This window comes from Mesorhizobium sp. M0816, from assembly GCF_040320005.1.
GTDB lineage: Bacteria > Pseudomonadota > Alphaproteobacteria > Rhizobiales > Rhizobiaceae > Mesorhizobium.
On record NZ_JAMYOT010000008.1, the window covers coordinates 38,793 to 53,811 of the forward strand.

Annotated in this window: 16 protein-coding genes; 4 read left to right on the forward strand and 12 right to left on the reverse strand. The window is 61.6% G+C overall.

Features of this window, described 5'->3' with window-relative positions:
• Positions 1 to 93: 93 nt before the first annotated feature.
• A complete protein-coding gene (xylF, locus tag NKI17_RS14110; RefSeq protein WP_352906201.1) occupies positions 94 to 1,134 on the reverse strand; it encodes a D-xylose ABC transporter substrate-binding protein in 1,041 nt (346 codons plus the stop codon).
• A 286-nt stretch (positions 1,135 to 1,420) separates the two neighbouring features.
• Here xylF and NKI17_RS14115 point away from each other — a divergent pair, with 286 nt between their 5' ends.
• Positions 1,421 to 2,665: an ROK family protein gene (locus tag NKI17_RS14115; protein WP_352796980.1), complete on the forward strand. Its 1,245-nt coding sequence runs from the start codon at positions 1,421 to 1,423 to the stop codon at positions 2,663 to 2,665.
• 9 nt (positions 2,666 to 2,674) lie between these two features.
• Here NKI17_RS14115 and phoB read toward each other — a convergent pair whose 3' ends face one another.
• Genes phoB through pstS form a run of 6 tightly spaced genes read right to left on the reverse strand, consistent with a single transcriptional unit; the run spans position 2,675 to position 7,886 of the window.
• Positions 2,675 to 3,364, reverse strand: a complete 690-nt coding sequence (phoB, locus tag NKI17_RS14120; protein ID WP_031212149.1) for a phosphate regulon transcriptional regulator PhoB — start codon at positions 3,362 to 3,364, stop codon at positions 2,675 to 2,677.
• A gap of 16 nt (positions 3,365 to 3,380) precedes the next feature.
• Positions 3,381 to 4,088 carry a phosphate signaling complex protein PhoU gene (gene phoU / locus NKI17_RS14125; protein WP_023678534.1) on the reverse strand — a complete coding sequence of 236 codons (708 nt, stop codon included), beginning with the start codon at positions 4,086 to 4,088 and terminating at the stop codon, positions 3,381 to 3,383.
• A gap of 32 nt (positions 4,089 to 4,120) precedes the next feature.
• Positions 4,121 to 4,924: a phosphate ABC transporter ATP-binding protein PstB gene (gene pstB / locus NKI17_RS14130; RefSeq protein WP_352691625.1), complete on the reverse strand. Its 804-nt coding sequence runs from the start codon at positions 4,922 to 4,924 to the stop codon at positions 4,121 to 4,123.
• Positions 4,921 to 5,772 carry a phosphate ABC transporter permease PstA gene (pstA, locus tag NKI17_RS14135; protein WP_023678532.1) on the reverse strand — a complete coding sequence of 284 codons (852 nt, stop codon included), beginning with the start codon at positions 5,770 to 5,772 and terminating at the stop codon, positions 4,921 to 4,923. Before pstA ends, pstB begins: the two co-directional genes overlap by 4 nt.
• Before the next feature lie 3 nt (positions 5,773 to 5,775).
• On the reverse strand, positions 5,776 to 6,765 hold the full coding sequence (gene pstC, locus NKI17_RS14140) for a phosphate ABC transporter permease subunit PstC (protein ID WP_352691628.1): 990 nt from the start codon (positions 6,763 to 6,765) through the stop codon (positions 5,776 to 5,778).
• 59 nt (positions 6,766 to 6,824) lie between these two features.
• Positions 6,825 to 7,886, reverse strand: coding sequence for a phosphate ABC transporter substrate-binding protein PstS (gene pstS / locus NKI17_RS14145; RefSeq protein WP_352451140.1), 1,062 nt, complete (start codon positions 7,884 to 7,886; stop codon positions 6,825 to 6,827).
• Between the two features lie 651 nt (positions 7,887 to 8,537).
• Here pstS and NKI17_RS14150 point away from each other — a divergent pair.
• A complete protein-coding gene (locus NKI17_RS14150; RefSeq protein ID WP_352754624.1) occupies positions 8,538 to 8,891 on the forward strand; it encodes a hypothetical protein in 354 nt (117 codons plus the stop codon).
• Between the two features lie 83 nt (positions 8,892 to 8,974).
• Here NKI17_RS14150 and NKI17_RS14155 read toward each other — a convergent pair whose 3' ends face one another.
• Entirely contained in the window at positions 8,975 to 9,946 is a 972-nt protein-coding gene (locus tag NKI17_RS14155; RefSeq protein ID WP_352696821.1) for a DUF2865 domain-containing protein, read from the reverse strand.
• A 334-nt stretch (positions 9,947 to 10,280) separates the two neighbouring features.
• Here NKI17_RS14155 and NKI17_RS14160 point away from each other — a divergent pair, with 334 nt between their 5' ends.
• Entirely contained in the window at positions 10,281 to 10,496 is a 216-nt protein-coding gene (locus NKI17_RS14160) for a hypothetical protein (RefSeq protein WP_352619697.1), read from the forward strand.
• 34 nt (positions 10,497 to 10,530) lie between these two features.
• Here the strand turns inward: NKI17_RS14160 and tolA are convergent, their stop codons facing one another.
• The 4 genes from tolA to NKI17_RS14180 all read right to left on the reverse strand — a co-directional run bounded on the left by tolA (position 10,531) and on the right by NKI17_RS14180 (position 13,631).
• Positions 10,531 to 10,935, reverse strand: a complete 405-nt coding sequence (tolA, locus tag NKI17_RS14165) for a cell envelope integrity protein TolA (protein ID WP_352574825.1) — start codon at positions 10,933 to 10,935, stop codon at positions 10,531 to 10,533.
• Between the two features lie 364 nt (positions 10,936 to 11,299).
• Complete coding sequence (locus tag NKI17_RS14170) at positions 11,300 to 12,163, reverse strand: glutathione S-transferase family protein (protein WP_352574823.1); 864 nt, start codon at positions 12,161 to 12,163, stop codon at positions 11,300 to 11,302.
• A gap of 27 nt (positions 12,164 to 12,190) precedes the next feature.
• Positions 12,191 to 12,772, reverse strand: a complete 582-nt coding sequence (locus tag NKI17_RS14175; RefSeq protein ID WP_352906203.1) for a VOC family protein — start codon at positions 12,770 to 12,772, stop codon at positions 12,191 to 12,193.
• A 418-nt stretch (positions 12,773 to 13,190) separates the two neighbouring features.
• Positions 13,191 to 13,631 carry an SRPBCC family protein gene (locus NKI17_RS14180; protein WP_008873905.1) on the reverse strand — a complete coding sequence of 147 codons (441 nt, stop codon included), beginning with the start codon at positions 13,629 to 13,631 and terminating at the stop codon, positions 13,191 to 13,193.
• 117 nt (positions 13,632 to 13,748) lie between these two features.
• Here NKI17_RS14180 and NKI17_RS14185 point away from each other — a divergent pair, with 117 nt between their 5' ends.
• Positions 13,749 to 14,819, forward strand: a complete 1,071-nt coding sequence (locus tag NKI17_RS14185) for an adenylate/guanylate cyclase domain-containing protein (protein ID WP_352829800.1) — start codon at positions 13,749 to 13,751, stop codon at positions 14,817 to 14,819.
• Positions 14,820 to 15,019: the final 200 nt, after the last annotated feature.

The window sequence follows — 15,019 nt, forward strand, 5'->3', positions numbered from 1 at the left end:
TAGAAGTTATCCGCCGGAAGCGGAAAAACAACTCTTGTTGAAAAAACGCCGCGGCGAGCGGCCGCGGCGTTCGGACTTCTCGGAAACGTCGGCTCAGTTGCAGACTGCAACAGCGCCAGCCGTCACGCCGGCGCAGACCTCTTCTTTCTTGATCCAGCCGGCGTCGATGACGACGTTGAGGTTGTCCTTGGTGATGGCGACCGGGGTCAGGAACAGCGACTTGACGGTATTGCCGCCGGGCGTGGTGAAATCCTTCACGCCGGCAATGTCGGTCATCTGCTTGCCGTCGGCCAGTTGCGAGGCGATCTCGGCGGCATTCTTGCCGAGCTCGCGCGCATCCTTCCACACCGACACGGTCTGGGTGCCGAGCGCGATGCGGTTCAGCGCGGCGTGGTCGCCGTCCTGGCCCGAAACCGGAACCGATCCGGCCAGCCCTTGCGCCGTCAGCGCGGCGACGACGCCGCCGGCAGTGCCGTCATTAGCGGCGACCACGGCATCGACCTTGTTGTCGTTGGCGGTCAGGAACTGTTCCATGTTCTTCTGAGCGTTGGCCGGCAGCCAGCCGTCGGTATAGGCCTCGCCGACATTCTTGATCTTGCCGCCGTCGATGGCCTCCTTCAGCACCTCCATCGAACCGGCAAACAGGAAATCGGCATTCGGATCGGAACCCGAACCCTTGATGAAGACGTAGTTGCCTTCCGGCTTCACCTTGAAGACTTCGCGGGCCTGCATGCGGCCGACTTCCTTGTTGTCGAAGGTCAGATAGAACACGTCCTTGTTCTCGATCAGCCGGTCATAGCCGACGACCGGGATGCCTTCGTCCAGTGCCTTCTGCACGGCCGGCCCGATGGCCGAGGCGTCCTGCGCCAGGATGATCAGTGCGTTGGCGCCCTGCGAGATCAGGCTCTCGACGTCGGTGAGCTGCTTGCCGGGGTTGGACTGTGCGTCGGCGGAAATATACTTGTCGCCTGCGGCCTCGATGGCCGCCTTCATTGCGGCCTCGTCTGTCTTCCAGCGCTCTTCCTGGAAGTTCGACCAGGAAACGCCGATGACCTTGTCTTTAGCCTGCGCCACCGACGCCAGCGCCAGCGTCATGGCGACACCCGCCAGAATGGCGGTCGTGAATTTCTTCATCATATCCTCCCTGCGCCGCGTACGGCGTGACCAATTGGCTCAAAGACCAGCTTAGAAGCTCTAATTTTTTCGAGCCTCGAAAAAATACTGGCCCGATCTCCGGCTGCTGTCAACATCGATTCTGATGGATTTTGATGACTCTGCGAGTTTTTTCGAGCGTCGGAATAAACGATGACAGCGCCACCTGCATCTGACACTATTTGCCTGCATTCGACACTATTTGTCGGACATTACCGACGGCTTCCGGTTCATGAGCGGCCGCGGCAACCGGGAGGAAAGCAAAACAATGTCGGTCGGAATCCGCCATGACGATTTGCGCCGGCGCAACCGGGCGATGGTGATCTCGGCGGTGCGCCGGGCCGGCCAGCCATCGCGTACTGAGATCGCAGCTACCACCGGCCTCAGTCATTCGACCATATCGGCGATCTCTTCCGACCTGATACGGGAAGGCATCCTCGCCGAGAGCAAGGCAAGTGAGCCCGTTTCGTTGAAACGCGGTCGTCCGCAGGTCGGCCTCGCCCTCAACCCGGAAGCGGCGGCGGTGCTGACCGTGGTGTTGTCGCTGAATTTCCTGTCGGCCGCCATTATCGACTATACGGGACAGGTGGTCGCCGAGGAACAGCGCCGGCTGGACACGCTGACCATGCCGCGCGACGAGCTGATCCGTGAATGCATGGCCATCGTCCGGCGCCGGCTGCAGGATCCAGACCTTGACGTCCGCAGTGTCGCCCGCATCGCCCTGGCGATTCAGGGCATTACCGACTCCCCTGCACGCGCCATGCTGTGGTCGCCGATCACGCCGCAGACCGACATCGCCTTTGCCGACATGCTGGAGGACGAATTCGGCATCCCGGCAACGGTGGAGAACGACTGCAACATGATGGCGGTGGCTTTGCGCTGGCGCAATCCGGATCGCTATCGCGACGACTTCATCGCCATCCTGCTTTCGCATGGCATCGGCATGGGGCTGGTGCTGAAGGGCGAACTGTTCACCGGGACGCATTCCTCGGGCGGCGAATTTGGCCACATGATCCATCGTCCGGGCGGCGCGCTCTGCCGTTGCGGGCGGCGCGGCTGCATCGAGGCCTATGCCGGCAACTACGCCATCTGGCGCAACGCCAGGCAGATGAGCGAAGACAGCGAGCCGGTCGCCGACGTCAGCGACGCCGACATGCGAGCACTGGCGGCCCGGGCGCGCGAGAAAGATGGGCCGGAACGCGAGGCCTACCGCAAGGCCGGCGAAGCGCTGGGTTTCGGTCTCGGCTCGCTGTTCGCGCTGATCGATCCGGCACCGGTCGCGATGGTCGGCGCCAGTGCCGCCGCCTTCGATCTGATCGAGCCGGCCATGCGGAAGGCAATCGCCCAGACCGCCGGCGGCCAGCATTCAGGCTCGATCTCCTTCGATACAGAGCCGAACGAATTGCCACTGATCCGCGAAGGCTGCGCGATGCGGGCGTTAAGCTTCGTCGACCAGGAGATTTTCGCGCCGGGCGCGCAAATGAGGCCCAGCGTCAGAAAGAACGTAGCCTGACCAGGCGGGTCAATCTTCCCTGATCGCATAGCCGGCACCGCGGATGGTGCGGATGACATCCGGCATCCGGCCGTTGTTGACGGCTTTGCGCAGCCGCCCGACATGCACGTCGACGGTGCGTTCGTCGATGTAGATTGTCTCGCCCCAGACATTATCGAGTAACTGGCTGCGCGAGAAGACACGGCCCGGATGCCGCATCATGAACTCGAGCAGCCGGAATTCGGTCGGCCCGAGCCTGATTTCGCTCTTCTTGCGATAGACCCTGTGCGATTCGCGATCGAGCACGATGTCGCCTACCTTCAGCACGCTGGACAGCACTTCCGGCTTGGCGCGCCGCAGCAGCGCCTTGACCCTGGCCATGAATTCCGGTGTCGAAAACGGTTTGACCAGATAGTCGTCGGCGCCGGTCGAAAGACCGCGCACCCGGTCGCTCTCCTCGCCGCGCGCGGTCAGCATGATGATCGGCAGCCGCTCGGTTTCGGGGCGCACCCGCAACCGACGACAGAGCTCGATGCCGGAAACCGCTGGTATCATCCAGTCGAGCACCAAAAGGTCGGGCACATTCTCCTGCAAACGGATCTCGGCTTCGTCGCCGCGTGTCACCACCTCGACCTGGTAGCCTTCGGATTCGAGATTGTAGCGGAGCAGCACACCCAACGGCTCCTCGTCCTCCACCACCATTATGCGTGGTGCGATCATCGGCTGGGCACCCCCATCATGTCACCGGTGCGGACATTGTCGTTTCGTCCTGCTTCGGACGATTGACCGGCAATTGCTCGCCGGTCAGCACATAATACGCATTTTCGGCGATGTTGGTGACATGGTCGCCGATCCGCTCCAGATTCTTGGCGCAGAACAGCAGGTGCGTGCAAGCGGTGATGTTGCGCGGATCTTCCATCATGTAGGTCAAGAGCTCGCGGAACACGGACGTGTATTTGACGTCGATGCGCTCGTCGGCGGCACGCAGCTTGGCCAACGCGGCCGCATCGCCTGCAGCATATTCCTCGATGACACCCTGCACCTGGATGAGAACCAGCTGCGCCATCGCGTCGATGGAATGCGACAGGTCCCGCGGCGTGGCGCTGAGGCCGACCGCACTCACGCGCTTGGCGATATTCTTGGCAAGATCGCCGATGCGTTCGAGGTCGCCCGCCATGCGGATCGCTCCGACCACATGGCGAAGATCGTGGGCCATCGGCTGGCGTTTGGCGATCAGGGTTATGGCGCGGTCGTCCAGTTCGCGTTGACGCGCATCCATGATGGCGTCGTCGGAAACGACGCGTTGCGCCAGCACGTTGTCGGAATTCAACAGGGCCTTGGTCGCCCCGCCGACCATCGAACCGGCGAGGTCGGCCATGTCGCGGATCAGCTTGCTGATCTGCTCGAGATCCTCGTCGAAAGAAGCGACTGTGTGTTCGCCCATGGTCCTGTCCTCATATGCATGATCGGAACGGCTCAGCCGAAGCGGCCAGTGATGTAGTCCTGCGTGCGCTTCTCGCGGGGCGACGTGAAGATCTTCTCGGTCCGGTCGAACTCGACCAGTTCACCCAGATACATGAAGGCGGTCTGGCGCGACACGCGCGCCGCCTGCTGCATGTTGTGGGTGACGATGACGATCGTGTAGTCGGCTTGCAATTCGTCGATCAGTTCCTCGATCTTGGCAGTCGACAGCGGGTCGAGGGCCGAAGCCGGTTCGTCGAGCAGAATGACTTCCGGCTTCACGGCCACGGTGCGGGCGATACAGAGCCGCTGCTGCTGGCCGCCAGATAGGCTCAAGCCGCTGGCGTTGAGCTTGTCCTTGACCTCGCTCCACAGCGCGGCGCGCTTCAACGCCTGTTCGACGCGGCCGTCCATCTCGGACTTGCCGAGGTTCTCGTAGAGCCTGACGCCGAAGGCGATGTTCTCGTAGATCGACATCGGGAACGGCGTCGGCTTCTGGAACACCATGCCGATCTTGGTCCTGAGGAGGTTGAGATCCTGCGACCGGTCGAGAATGTTCTTGCCGTCGAGCAGCACCTGGCCCTCGGCCATCTGTTTTGGGTAGAGCTCATAGATGCGGTTGAACACACGCAGCAGCGTCGATTTCCCGCAGCCCGAAGGGCCGATGAAGGCCGTGACACTGCGCTCAGGCAGCGACAGGCTGATGTCCTTCAGCGCCTTGCTCTGGCCGTAGTAGAAGTTGAGATTCTTGACCTCGATCTTCGTCTTCTCGGCGACCGTTTCGGCCATCGTCATGTCTGGGGACAACATCTGTGTCATCTGTCCTCTCTGCGTCCGGTAAGGCTGCGGGCGAGGATGCTCAAGCCCAGAACCGTCAGGGTGATTATGAGTGCGCCGGTCCACGCCAGTTGCTGCCATTCCTCGTAAGGGCTGAGAGCGAACTGGAAGATGGTCACCGGCAGGCTGGCCATCGGCGCGTTGATATTGCTGCTCCAGAACTGGTTGTTGAGCGCGGTGAAGAGCAGCGGCGCCGTCTCGCCGGAAATGCGTGCTATCGCCAGCAATATGCCGGTGACGATGCCGGACAATGCGGCGCGGTAGGCGACCGAACGGATCACCACCCAGCGTGGCGCGCCGATCGCGGCACCGGCTTCACGCAACGCGTTCGGCACCAGGTTGAGCATGTCTTCAGTGGTGCGCACGACCACCGGAATGACCAGGATGGCAAGCGCAACGGCGCCGGCAATGGCCGAGAAATGTCCCATTGGCCGCACCATCAGCTCATAGACAAACAAGCCGATGATGATCGACGGCGCCGACAACAGGATGTCGTTGATGAAGCGGACGACGGTGGTGATGCGCGAAAAGCGTCCATACTCGGCCATGTAGGTTCCCGCCAGCACGCCGATCGGCGTGCCGACGACAACGGCGATGATCGTCATCAGCAGGCTGCCCGCGATGGCATTGAGCAGGCCGCCGGCCTCGCCCGGTGGTGGCGTCATCTCGGTGAAGACCGCGAGCGAAAGCCCGGCTGTGCCCTTATAGACCAGTGCGCCGAGAATGAGCGCCAGCCAGGCAAGCCCGATGCCGGCGGCGACGACGCAAAGCGCCATCATCACCGAATTCCTGGCTTTGCGGCGGCTGTGGAGCGATGAGGATGTCGACATCGGTCAGGCTCCCGTACGGGCATCGATCCGCATCAGCATATAGCGGGCGGCGGCAAGGATCAGGAAGGTGATGGCGAAGAGGATCAGGCCGAGCGCCACCAGCGAGGAGGTGTAGAGGTCGCCGTCGGCCTCGGTGAATTCATTGGCGATGGTCGCCGAGATCGTCGTGCCCGGTGCGAACAGGGAGGCACTGATGCGATGCGCGTTGCCGATGACGAAGGTCACTGCCATGGTTTCGCCGAGTGCCCGGCCGAGGCCAAGCATGACGCCGCCCATGATGCCGATGCGGGTATAGGGAATGACCACGCGCCGGGTCACTTCCCAGGTCGTGCAACCGATGCCGTAGGCCGATTCCTTCAGCACCGCCGGCACCGTATCGAAGACGTCTTTGGTGATCGAGGTGATGAAGGGCAGCACCATGATGGCAAGGATCAGCGCCGAGGTCAGAAGGCCGATGCCGTAAGGAGGGCCAGCGAAAAGGCTGGATAGTCCCGGCACGCCGTGGAAGACGTTGATGATGAAGGGCTGTATCGCCGTCTGCAGGAACGGCGCGAACACGAACAGGCCCCAGATGCCGTAGATGATCGAAGGAATGCCGGCCAACAGCTCGACCGCTATGCCGATCGGGCGCCTGAGCGGGCGCGGGCAGAGCTCGGTGAGAAAGACTGCAATGCCGATGCCGATCGGAACCGCGATCAGTATGGCGATGGCCGCCGTGACCAGGGTGCCGTAGATCGGCGCCAGTGCGCCAAATTTTTCAGTGACCGGATTCCAGCTTTCAGTCGTCAGGAAGGAGAAACCGAAGGACGACAGCGCCTGCCACGAGCCGGCAAACAGCGAGATCGCGACACCGCCGAGGATGACCAGCACAAGAATTGCGGAAGCGCGGGTGAGTCCGCGGAATATGGCATCTGTGAGCGCGAAGCGCCGCACCGTAGCTTCCCTGGCCCGGGCTGCTGCAGATGATGGCATGGCATCGGAAGCGATGGTCATTGGGTCCTCGCGATTAAAGGCAACAGGGAGGGCGCCATCGACGCCCTCCCTGGAGGAGATTACATAGCCGAGTAGAGCGGCTTGCCGTCGTCGCCGACGACTTCCTTGGCCCACATGGCCTTGACGCTCTCAACCACCTTGTCGGGCATCGGAACGTAGTCTAGCTCGCCGGCCATCTCGTCGCCCTTGTCGTATGCCCAGGCGAAGAATTTGAGCGCTTCGCCGGTGGTCGCGGCATCATCCGGCTTCTTGTAGAGCAGGATCCACGTTGCCGCCGTCATTGGCCAGGACTCGGCGCCCGGCTCGTTGGCGAGGATGACGCCATAGCCCGGCTGCGAGCTCCAGTCGGCATTGGCCGCTGCCGCCGAGAACGCCGCCGCGGCGGGCTCGACCTTCTTGCCGTCCTTGTTGATCATATCGGTGTGGGTGAGCTTGTTCTGCTTGGCGTAGGCATATTCGACATAACCGATCGCGCCGCCGGTCTGGGAGACGTTGTTGGCAACGCCCTCATTGCCCTTGGCGCCGATGCCGACCGGCCATTCCACGGCCTTGTCGACGCCGACCTTTTCTTTCCAGTCCGCGCTGACGTCGCCGAGGTAATAGGTGAAGTTGAACGTCGTGCCCGAACCATCGGAACGGTGAACGACCGCGATCGCCTGCGAAGGCAGCTTGACGTCGGGATTAAGCTTCTTGATCGCTTCGTCATCCCAGCTCGTGATCTTGCCGAGGAAGATGTCGGCCAGCGTCGGGCCGTCGAGAACCAACTCGCCCGGCTTGATGCCTTCGAGATTGACGACGGGAACGATGCCGCCCATCACCATCGGGAACTGAGCCAGTCCGGTCGCTTCAAGCTCGTCGCCCTTGAGCGGCGCATCCGAAGCGCCGAAGGTAACGGTCTTGGCTTTGATCTGCTTGATGCCGCCGCCGGAACCGATCGACTGGTAGTTAAGGCCAACGCCGGTGTCTTTCTTGTAGGTGTCGGCCCACTTCGCATAGATCGGGTAGGGGAAGGTGGCGCCGGCGCCGGAGATGTCCGCGGCGAGCGCGGCGGACAGGGTGAGGGTGGTCGTCGCCGCAGCCATTGCAATCGCAACGGCCGCCGAGCGGATGAAATGTCTCATGTGGCCTGCTCCTGTTCGGAATATGGTCTCTCGGCGCCATTCCTCCGGCGCCCGCTGAGGCCAATAGTCCCCGATTATTACAGTCGCATGACAGTTTCATGTCGCTCCGGTAACGTCGCCCAGCCGGAGTAAGAAGGAGCGGCCGCGGGCTTTGTCGGAATGGCCGCGGTTTGCCGCTGGAATCAGCAGCTTGCGTGAATTCCGGCCGGCATCGTCTGCTCGGCGATCGTAGCCACCGGCTGTAAAAGAAAAAAGCCGGACGGGAGCGCGTTGCATGCAGCCAGAACGTGTCATGGCCGCGCCATCGCCGAAACAGGTCCGTTGGGGTAAATCTGACACTGTTTCTTGCCGGCGGTCGCTGCTCCCGCCCGTAACTGGAGGAGCGGAACTTCGAATATCCCATTGTCGCCACTGAGCGCGGCTTTGGTATGGTGCGATCGCACCATGGCCTTACGCTGGAAGCGTTGACGAATCGCAAGGTTCTAACTCGCGCTGGACCTCCATCCGCGCCCGACCCGGCGCTCGATCTTCGAGCACCGCCTTCGACTGGAAGTGCGACGACTCTACTTCACGGTATCTACTCCCTTCGCCCTATTCCGCCGGTTGTCGGTTAGGCCGAAGCAGCGTTATAAGCTTGCAGGGGTATTGCTGATGTCTCGACGGATTCTGCCTGTCTTCCTGTGCCTGGCGCTGCCTCTGGGAAGCGGCTGCGCGCGCAGCTATGACGGCACCGTCATCATTCCCAAGCCGCTCGATGTTCGCCGTTTCTGGGACAGGCCTTCGCCGCAGGCGCAAGCCGAACAGTCGCAACTGGAGACCGACGTCTTTCCAGTGGCGCCGCAAACGCCGAAAAGGCCGGCGGTGCGCAGGAGCGCGGCTTCCGTTGCAGCGCCTCGGGGGAGGATCACCAACAACCCGCCCATGCTGTCGCCGGAGCCGACGAAGCCGCTAACTTGCAAGAATGTCAGCGAGCCCGGCAAACGGGCCCGCATGGTCTGCGAATAACCAGCCGACGTCGGTCGATGCGCACGGCTCCAGGCCTTGAAGCGGCTATCCGGCCAGCCGTCTCGGAACATCGCCCGCCCTGGTCAGTCCGCCGGGAAGAAGGCCGGCCCGACCACTCTCACCGGCCTCGCGCCGATCGCTCTTTCGATCGACTGATGCTGGGCAGCTCCCTGCACTTCGGCAGCCTGCGTTTTTGCCTCTGCCGGAGCGGCACCGGCGGTTTCGATCCCGGATTCAGGAATTTCCGCGACGATGCCAAAATCCGGCTTTGACGTCGGCAACGGTATGATGGCGTTGGTCATGTTGGCCGGTGTCACGGTTCGTGCCCTGAGCTCGGCGACGCGCCGGTAATAGCGCTTGACGTCGCAGGCCTTGAAGTTCGAGTCGTCGCGGTACCGGAACGCGGCAGGTAGCTCCACATAGGGTTTTCCCGACTCGAGCGCGACCATCTCCTCGGTCTCGCGAGTGGCGTCGCTCAGCGTATAGAGGTCGACGCCGGCATCGTCGCAGATGTAGCGACACTGATCGACCGTTTCCTTCAGATCGTCGCTCTTGGCGAACTGCGATTTTGGCGCGGGGAAGAAATATCCGTCCGACAAGCGAACGCAAAACAGCATCCGATTGCCGCCAATTGTTGTGCCTGCGGACTGGGCCTTGGGTGCCGTGCGTTGCTGCGCCGGCTGTTTCTTGGCAGCGGGGGCGGCGCAGCCCAGCGCAACAAACCTGGCCTTCAATCCGGACGTGTCCCTGCTCGAATTCGACAGTCTGGCGATCTGCCGTTGCACCTCCGCCTTGCTGCTGACCAGGTCGGCGCAGGGATTGAAGAAGAAGCCGGCCGTTTTCGCCGTGCATCTGCGTTGTCTCTCAAGCTTTTGAATCGCGGCGAGTTGCCGACGCAGTTGGGCAAGCTCGGGGCTGGTCCCGCCGCTGCGCCCCGCCGAAAGCAATTGGCTCCTGATGGCACCGCAGCTATCCGCGTAGGAGAAGGATGTGCCGAGCGCAACGGCTATTGCCGACACCAGCATCAGAATCGTGAGGGGCCAGAAGCGTGTCATTGGAACGACCATTATCCTTGTTGCACCGAGAACAGGATTTCTTTTGTCGACTATGGATAAGTACTAGCTAAATCAGTTTTTCCTAATTGAAGTAGATCAAACCGCCACCAGAGACTTTAGCTATAGTGTATTAGATCCACTCGTGTAAATTCAATATTACATTTTTATTTCAAGATTGAGACGAACCAGCAGCAACGCCGGCGGACGCCCGCCACGGCGAAGTTTGATGCGCGCGGCGGGTTCGGCATCGCGATCAATCCGGCGTTACCGGCCGGCCGTTGCTGAAACCTTAGCCCTGGGATCGGCGTTGAGCGGCCAAAGGAGGAGACCGCAAATGTCGATCCACTTCACTGTCGCGGACCTGACCAGGAATCTGTTCCATTCACTTGGGTTGGACCATGAACGCGCACCGAGGCCACTCGACCACGAGCAGAGGCTTTTGCTGGAGTGCTATCTCGCCGGCCAGATACCGGAATCGGCCTGGAGCGACTATGTCTTCGAGGTGCCGGAACTGGCGCGACATGTCGAGGCGAGACGAAGGCGCCACTAGATCCCGAAAAGTGGAATCCGGTTTTTGGAAAAGATCAAGGCGAAGCCTTCACTCGCGGTGCAGCCTGTTCTTGTTTGGGCGAGTTGAATTGCAGAGTGAACACCTTGCCCGGGATGCCTTGAGCCAGCGCCGGTGAAAAGCTCAACGGCAGGCAATGGTCCACGGCCGCGACCGCCGCGTCGACAAAAGCTTGGCGCGTCTTCTCCTCGCCGGCGACGCGGATGGCGGTCGGCTTGGGCCGGCCGATCAGCGTGCCATCGCGCCTGAAGCTGAAGCTCAGGGTGACGGTGGAATTCCCGGCATTCGCCGGCGGGGTCCAGCACGCCTGGATGGCAGCCCCGACCTCGGGCATGGTGTTGAGCGTCGCTGCATTCGATTGACCGGCTGCACCCGCCAGCATGGCGCCTGCAATCACCATCATTCCAGCAATGCTTTTCATGACAGGGCCTCTGTCCTTGAACCGCCATCGAGGACGGGACTACTTCGATGGTAGGGCCGACATCGGCGATGACAAGATGCCGGCAACGCGCTTCATCAGCCATTCAGGCGTCGTGAAGCGCCGTCAGCCGCAAACTTCGGCAGGGCTGCAATAAGCAAAGGCCGGCGAGCAGCCGACCTTTGCTTTCCATCCGCGCCAGTACATCCGTGGTCGCAAGCTGGAGGTGGATACCAGTAGAAAGGGTTTCGGTTAACGAAACCTTAAGCTCCCCACATCGTGCAAACAGGGGAGAGTAAGAAAGAATTACCCCAGATCATTACCGGCTCCCGCAGAACGTGCGGACGATCGCCGGCCTGCACGTGCCTCAGGCGTTGGCCTGCGACCTCACATAGGCGATATAGCCGCGCACGTCGCCGGCCGGCTCGGCATAGGCCTTGCCGAGCTTCTTCTCGATCGCCGCCATATAGTCTTTTGCCCATTGGGGCAGCGCATAGTCGATGACGGCGAGGAATTCGAGCGTCGCCGCTAGGCGGATGTCGGCGATCGACGGGTTCTTGCCGCCGATGAACGGCTTGCCGTTCCTGAAGAAGCTGTGAAACACCTCCAGCGGCTCGGCTATCGCTTCTATAGCGGCCTTCTGGGCTTCCGACTTCTTGTCGGGGTGGGCGTCGCTGTGGCCGACCTCGCCGGCATATTGCGGGAAATTCAGTACAGGATATGTGGCGCGCGCCACATAGGGGTAGAGCGTGCCGATCAGGTAGAACATGGCGCTGTCGATCATTGCCCGCTTGGCCGGCGCCTTGGGATATAATTTCTCCAGCCCGTGCTTGTTGGCGAGATACTGCATGATGGCGCAGCTTTCCCACAAGACACCTCTCGGCAGGCCCTTGTCCTCGATCATCGGCGTAAGATGGGCCGGGTTTCGCGCCATATATTCGGGCGAGCGCGTGAGGCCCCAAACGTCGGTTTCGGAATGATCGAGCCCGGCGGCGCGTGCAAACACCCGAACGCTCATATTGTTGACGCTGGGCTTCAGCATGCTGAGCGTGAGCGCCGGCTTTTTCGCAGGCTTCGCCTTGGCCTTCGCGGGCTTTCTGCCGGAGACCTTCGTCGCCGGCCTTGCCACTTTCGCCGCTGACTTGGCGGCGGCTTTGGCCGCCGGCTTCGCTCCTGGTTTGGCTGCCTTGGCGGCGGGCTTTTTCGCACTCTTCGTTGCTGTCTTTGCCATTATGTCCTCCCTTTGTTTGGCGTGTCGTCAGTATGGATTTTTCGGTGCGCGATCCTCCGACAAGGTTGCGCGCAAGTGCTCGACAAGCGCCTGGATCGCATCGGCAAGGTGCACTTCGGCGATGTTGTAATCGCCGCGCGCGACGCGGATCTTGTGCGCCTGCATCAGCACGTCGGCATGGGTGAAGCCCGCGGGCGGCTCGAAACGATAGGAGGCGAGCTCGATCAGAAGGCCGAGCGGATCCTCGAAGTAAATCGAATCCATGAAACCGCGATCCTTGACGCCGCTGTGCTTGATTTCACGCTCGTTGAGCCGGGCGACCGCCTGCAAGAAGGTGACGCGCGACACCGCGAAAGCGATGTGATGGACGCAGCCAGTATCGGTTGGCGTGCGCCGCTTGACCGGCGTGCGGCTTTCGTCGGTGAAGACGGTGATCAGCCGGCCGTCGCCCGGATCGAAATAGAGATGGCTTTCGCTTGCCTTGTCGAGATTGGGCTGCTCGAAGATGAAAGGCATGCCAAGCACGCCCTCCCAGAAATCGATGGAAGTCTGGCGCCCGGCGCCGACCAGCGTGATGTGATGGACGCCTTGTGATTGCAGCTTCTGCATCTGACTCCTCCCGGCCACGCCGTCTTGCCGCCGAACGGAAGTTCGGATGCCCAGTCCCGCTTGGATCGGCGCCCGGCATGTGACCGCGCCCGGCCTCGCTCGCCTGCGCTCCGCATTCCGCATCCTGCAGGAGTGCGGCCGGAGCTTTGATGAACGGATGCTAATTCAATCCGAGGCGTTGCGCCAGAAGCGCTGAGTTTCAAGAACTCCACGCAGGCGCCAAGAGCGGCACCGGGATCGCGGATGCCTTCGCCGAGCTCGCTGAAACGATCCGTCGCCGGCAGCTGTAATGGTGCGGCGGCCCGCAGGTCGCTAGGTTTCCCGAGCGGCCGGTTTGGCGACGGCAGGTCAAAGGGGCCTCGTTGACGCATGCCGCGCCTGGTTCGGATTACGGGCATCCGCGGCCCTTAGATGAAAATCACATATTCTTCATCGGCACGTCGGGATCGACATGTCCCCCATCGGCAGTGATCTTCAGCCTTGAGAGGTAGTGCTCCCATCCCCTTCGGTGGCTGTCACGCTCCTTTGCGTTCGGCAGTCCGCTGTGCGTGAAGCGGATCAGTGTCCCCGCATCCCTCGCGATCAGGTCGATCTCGACATGACTGGAGCCGGGCGGCACGGTCTCGTTGTCTTCCCAGCCAAAACTGTAGGCAAGACGGTGGACCGGGATCACCTCGGTGAACTCACCGCGCGCCATATGGCGACCACCGACATTGACGAGGAACAGACCGCCCGGCGTTGCATCCAAATTCGCTTCGGTCCCGATCCATCGCACGATTTGGTCCGGATCCGTCAAAAGCGCGAACACGGTCGCTTGTGGCGCGGCGACCTCAATCTCTGTGTAAACCGATTCCGCCATCGCTCACTCCCAGGTCACATCCGCATCGAATTCCATGCATGATTGAAGCGAATGTGGGGAGTTGCAAGAAGATGTTCGAGGCGTAAGCATAAGCCGGTGCCGAGTGACATTCTACCGATGCTGCTTCTCGCAAAGTCGCTTTCATTCCTTCTGGACGACGCCGCGCATATTGGCGACGGTGGGCGACTTCTATTGCAGCTCTCAACGCATTTGATGGAAGACGGCTTGCCGATCATCGCCGGCGCACTGGCGCAGGATGCTCCCGACCCAATCATTTCACGCCGTATCTGGCTCTGGCGAGCGTCTGGGGGTGAAGTGGTCGAGGGTTTGGGGATAGGCGCCGACCGCCAGAATGCCGATCCCCGGCTCGTGCTGCGGGAGTGGCTTGGCACGACGCGGGCGATCGTGTTCGACGAGCGAGCGGGCGGTGTCGCACCGACCTTGGTGTGGGCGTTCGATCATACTCCGGATGAGGCGCAGTCAGAGCTGCTGCGGCAAATCTCCCGGTTTGCTGCGGCTCCGATGACCGCACTCGCAGAACGGTCCGCGAAACGCGCATTGCTCGAAGCATATTTGGGAAAGCGCAGTGCAGCACATGTGCTCAACGGTCACGCTCGTCGAGTAAAGGGAGAGACGATACGGGCTGCGCTTCTGTGCGCGGACCTTCGAGGTTTCACCGATCTATCCGAGGTTCATGATGCAGACGAGATCGTATTGGTACTTGATGCCTGGTTCGATTGCGTCGCCGGCGCGGTGCACGCATTTGGTGGTGAGGTTCTCAAGTTTATAGGTGATGGCGTCCTCGCGATTTTCCCGATTGGCGAGCGCGATGCAAATGCCGCATGTGACGCTGCGGTACGCGCCGTGAAGGCCACGCGCGCCGGGATAGATCATCTCAACCAAACTCGGCGCCGCAATGGCGGCCCTGAGCTCGGATATGGCATTGGCCTGCATGTCGGCGAGATACTCTGGGGGAATATCGGCACTGCCGGCAGGTTGGACTTCACCGCGATCGGCAAGGCTGTAAATCTTGTCAGCCGCATCGAAGGGCTGTGCAAGCCGTTGGGACGGACGGTGCTCGCGTCGACAGTGTTCGAGGCAGAAACTACCGAGCGGATGATCGCCATGGGCAGTCATCCGCTCGGAGGAATAGCAGGCGCGCAAACACTTTTCGGCTTGCCGGAATAGATCGAATGGTTGAGCCCGCCGTGGATGTGTCGTTCGCAGCATATCTTGGTATCGTGCGAAGCCATGACTGAGAGAAATTCGAACGGCAAAGAAGCTACGATACTGCAACTGGAGTATGGCGCGTTTAGAGCCCAGCCATGCGCGTCGCGCGCAGCTTCGCTGGCGGGTGCTAAGGGCCTTCCCGGCATCCACCCTTCGAG

Coding starts and splice junctions, on each gene's coding strand:
- xylF (WP_352906201.1), bottom strand. CDS start 1,134: ATGAAGAAATTCACGACCGCCATTCTGGCGGGTGTCGCCATGACGCTG.
- NKI17_RS14115 (WP_352796980.1), top strand. CDS start 1,421: ATGTCGGTCGGAATCCGCCATGACGATTTGCGCCGGCGCAACCGGGCG.
- phoB (WP_031212149.1), bottom strand. CDS start 3,364: ATGATCGCACCACGCATAATGGTGGTGGAGGACGAGGAGCCGTTGGGT.
- phoU (WP_023678534.1), bottom strand. CDS start 4,088: ATGGGCGAACACACAGTCGCTTCTTTCGACGAGGATCTCGAGCAGATC.
- pstB (WP_352691625.1), bottom strand. CDS start 4,924: ATGACACAGATGTTGTCCCCAGACATGACGATGGCCGAAACGGTCGCC.
- pstA (WP_023678532.1), bottom strand. CDS start 5,772: ATGTCGACATCCTCATCGCTCCACAGCCGCCGCAAAGCCAGGAATTCG.
- pstC (WP_352691628.1), bottom strand. CDS start 6,765: ATGACCATCGCTTCCGATGCCATGCCATCATCTGCAGCAGCCCGGGCC.
- pstS (WP_352451140.1), bottom strand. CDS start 7,886: ATGAGACATTTCATCCGCTCGGCGGCCGTTGCGATTGCAATGGCTGCG.
- NKI17_RS14150 (WP_352754624.1), top strand. CDS start 8,538: ATGTCTCGACGGATTCTGCCTGTCTTCCTGTGCCTGGCGCTGCCTCTG.
- NKI17_RS14155 (WP_352696821.1), bottom strand. CDS start 9,946: ATGACACGCTTCTGGCCCCTCACGATTCTGATGCTGGTGTCGGCAATA.
- NKI17_RS14160 (WP_352619697.1), top strand. CDS start 10,281: ATGTCGATCCACTTCACTGTCGCGGACCTGACCAGGAATCTGTTCCAT.
- tolA (WP_352574825.1), bottom strand. CDS start 10,935: ATGAAAAGCATTGCTGGAATGATGGTGATTGCAGGCGCCATGCTGGCG.
- NKI17_RS14170 (WP_352574823.1), bottom strand. CDS start 12,163: ATGGCAAAGACAGCAACGAAGAGTGCGAAAAAGCCCGCCGCCAAGGCA.
- NKI17_RS14175 (WP_352906203.1), bottom strand. CDS start 12,772: ATGCAGAAGCTGCAATCACAAGGCGTCCATCACATCACGCTGGTCGGC.
- NKI17_RS14180 (WP_008873905.1), bottom strand. CDS start 13,631: ATGGCGGAATCGGTTTACACAGAGATTGAGGTCGCCGCGCCACAAGCG.
- NKI17_RS14185 (WP_352829800.1), top strand. CDS start 13,749: ATGCTGCTTCTCGCAAAGTCGCTTTCATTCCTTCTGGACGACGCCGCG.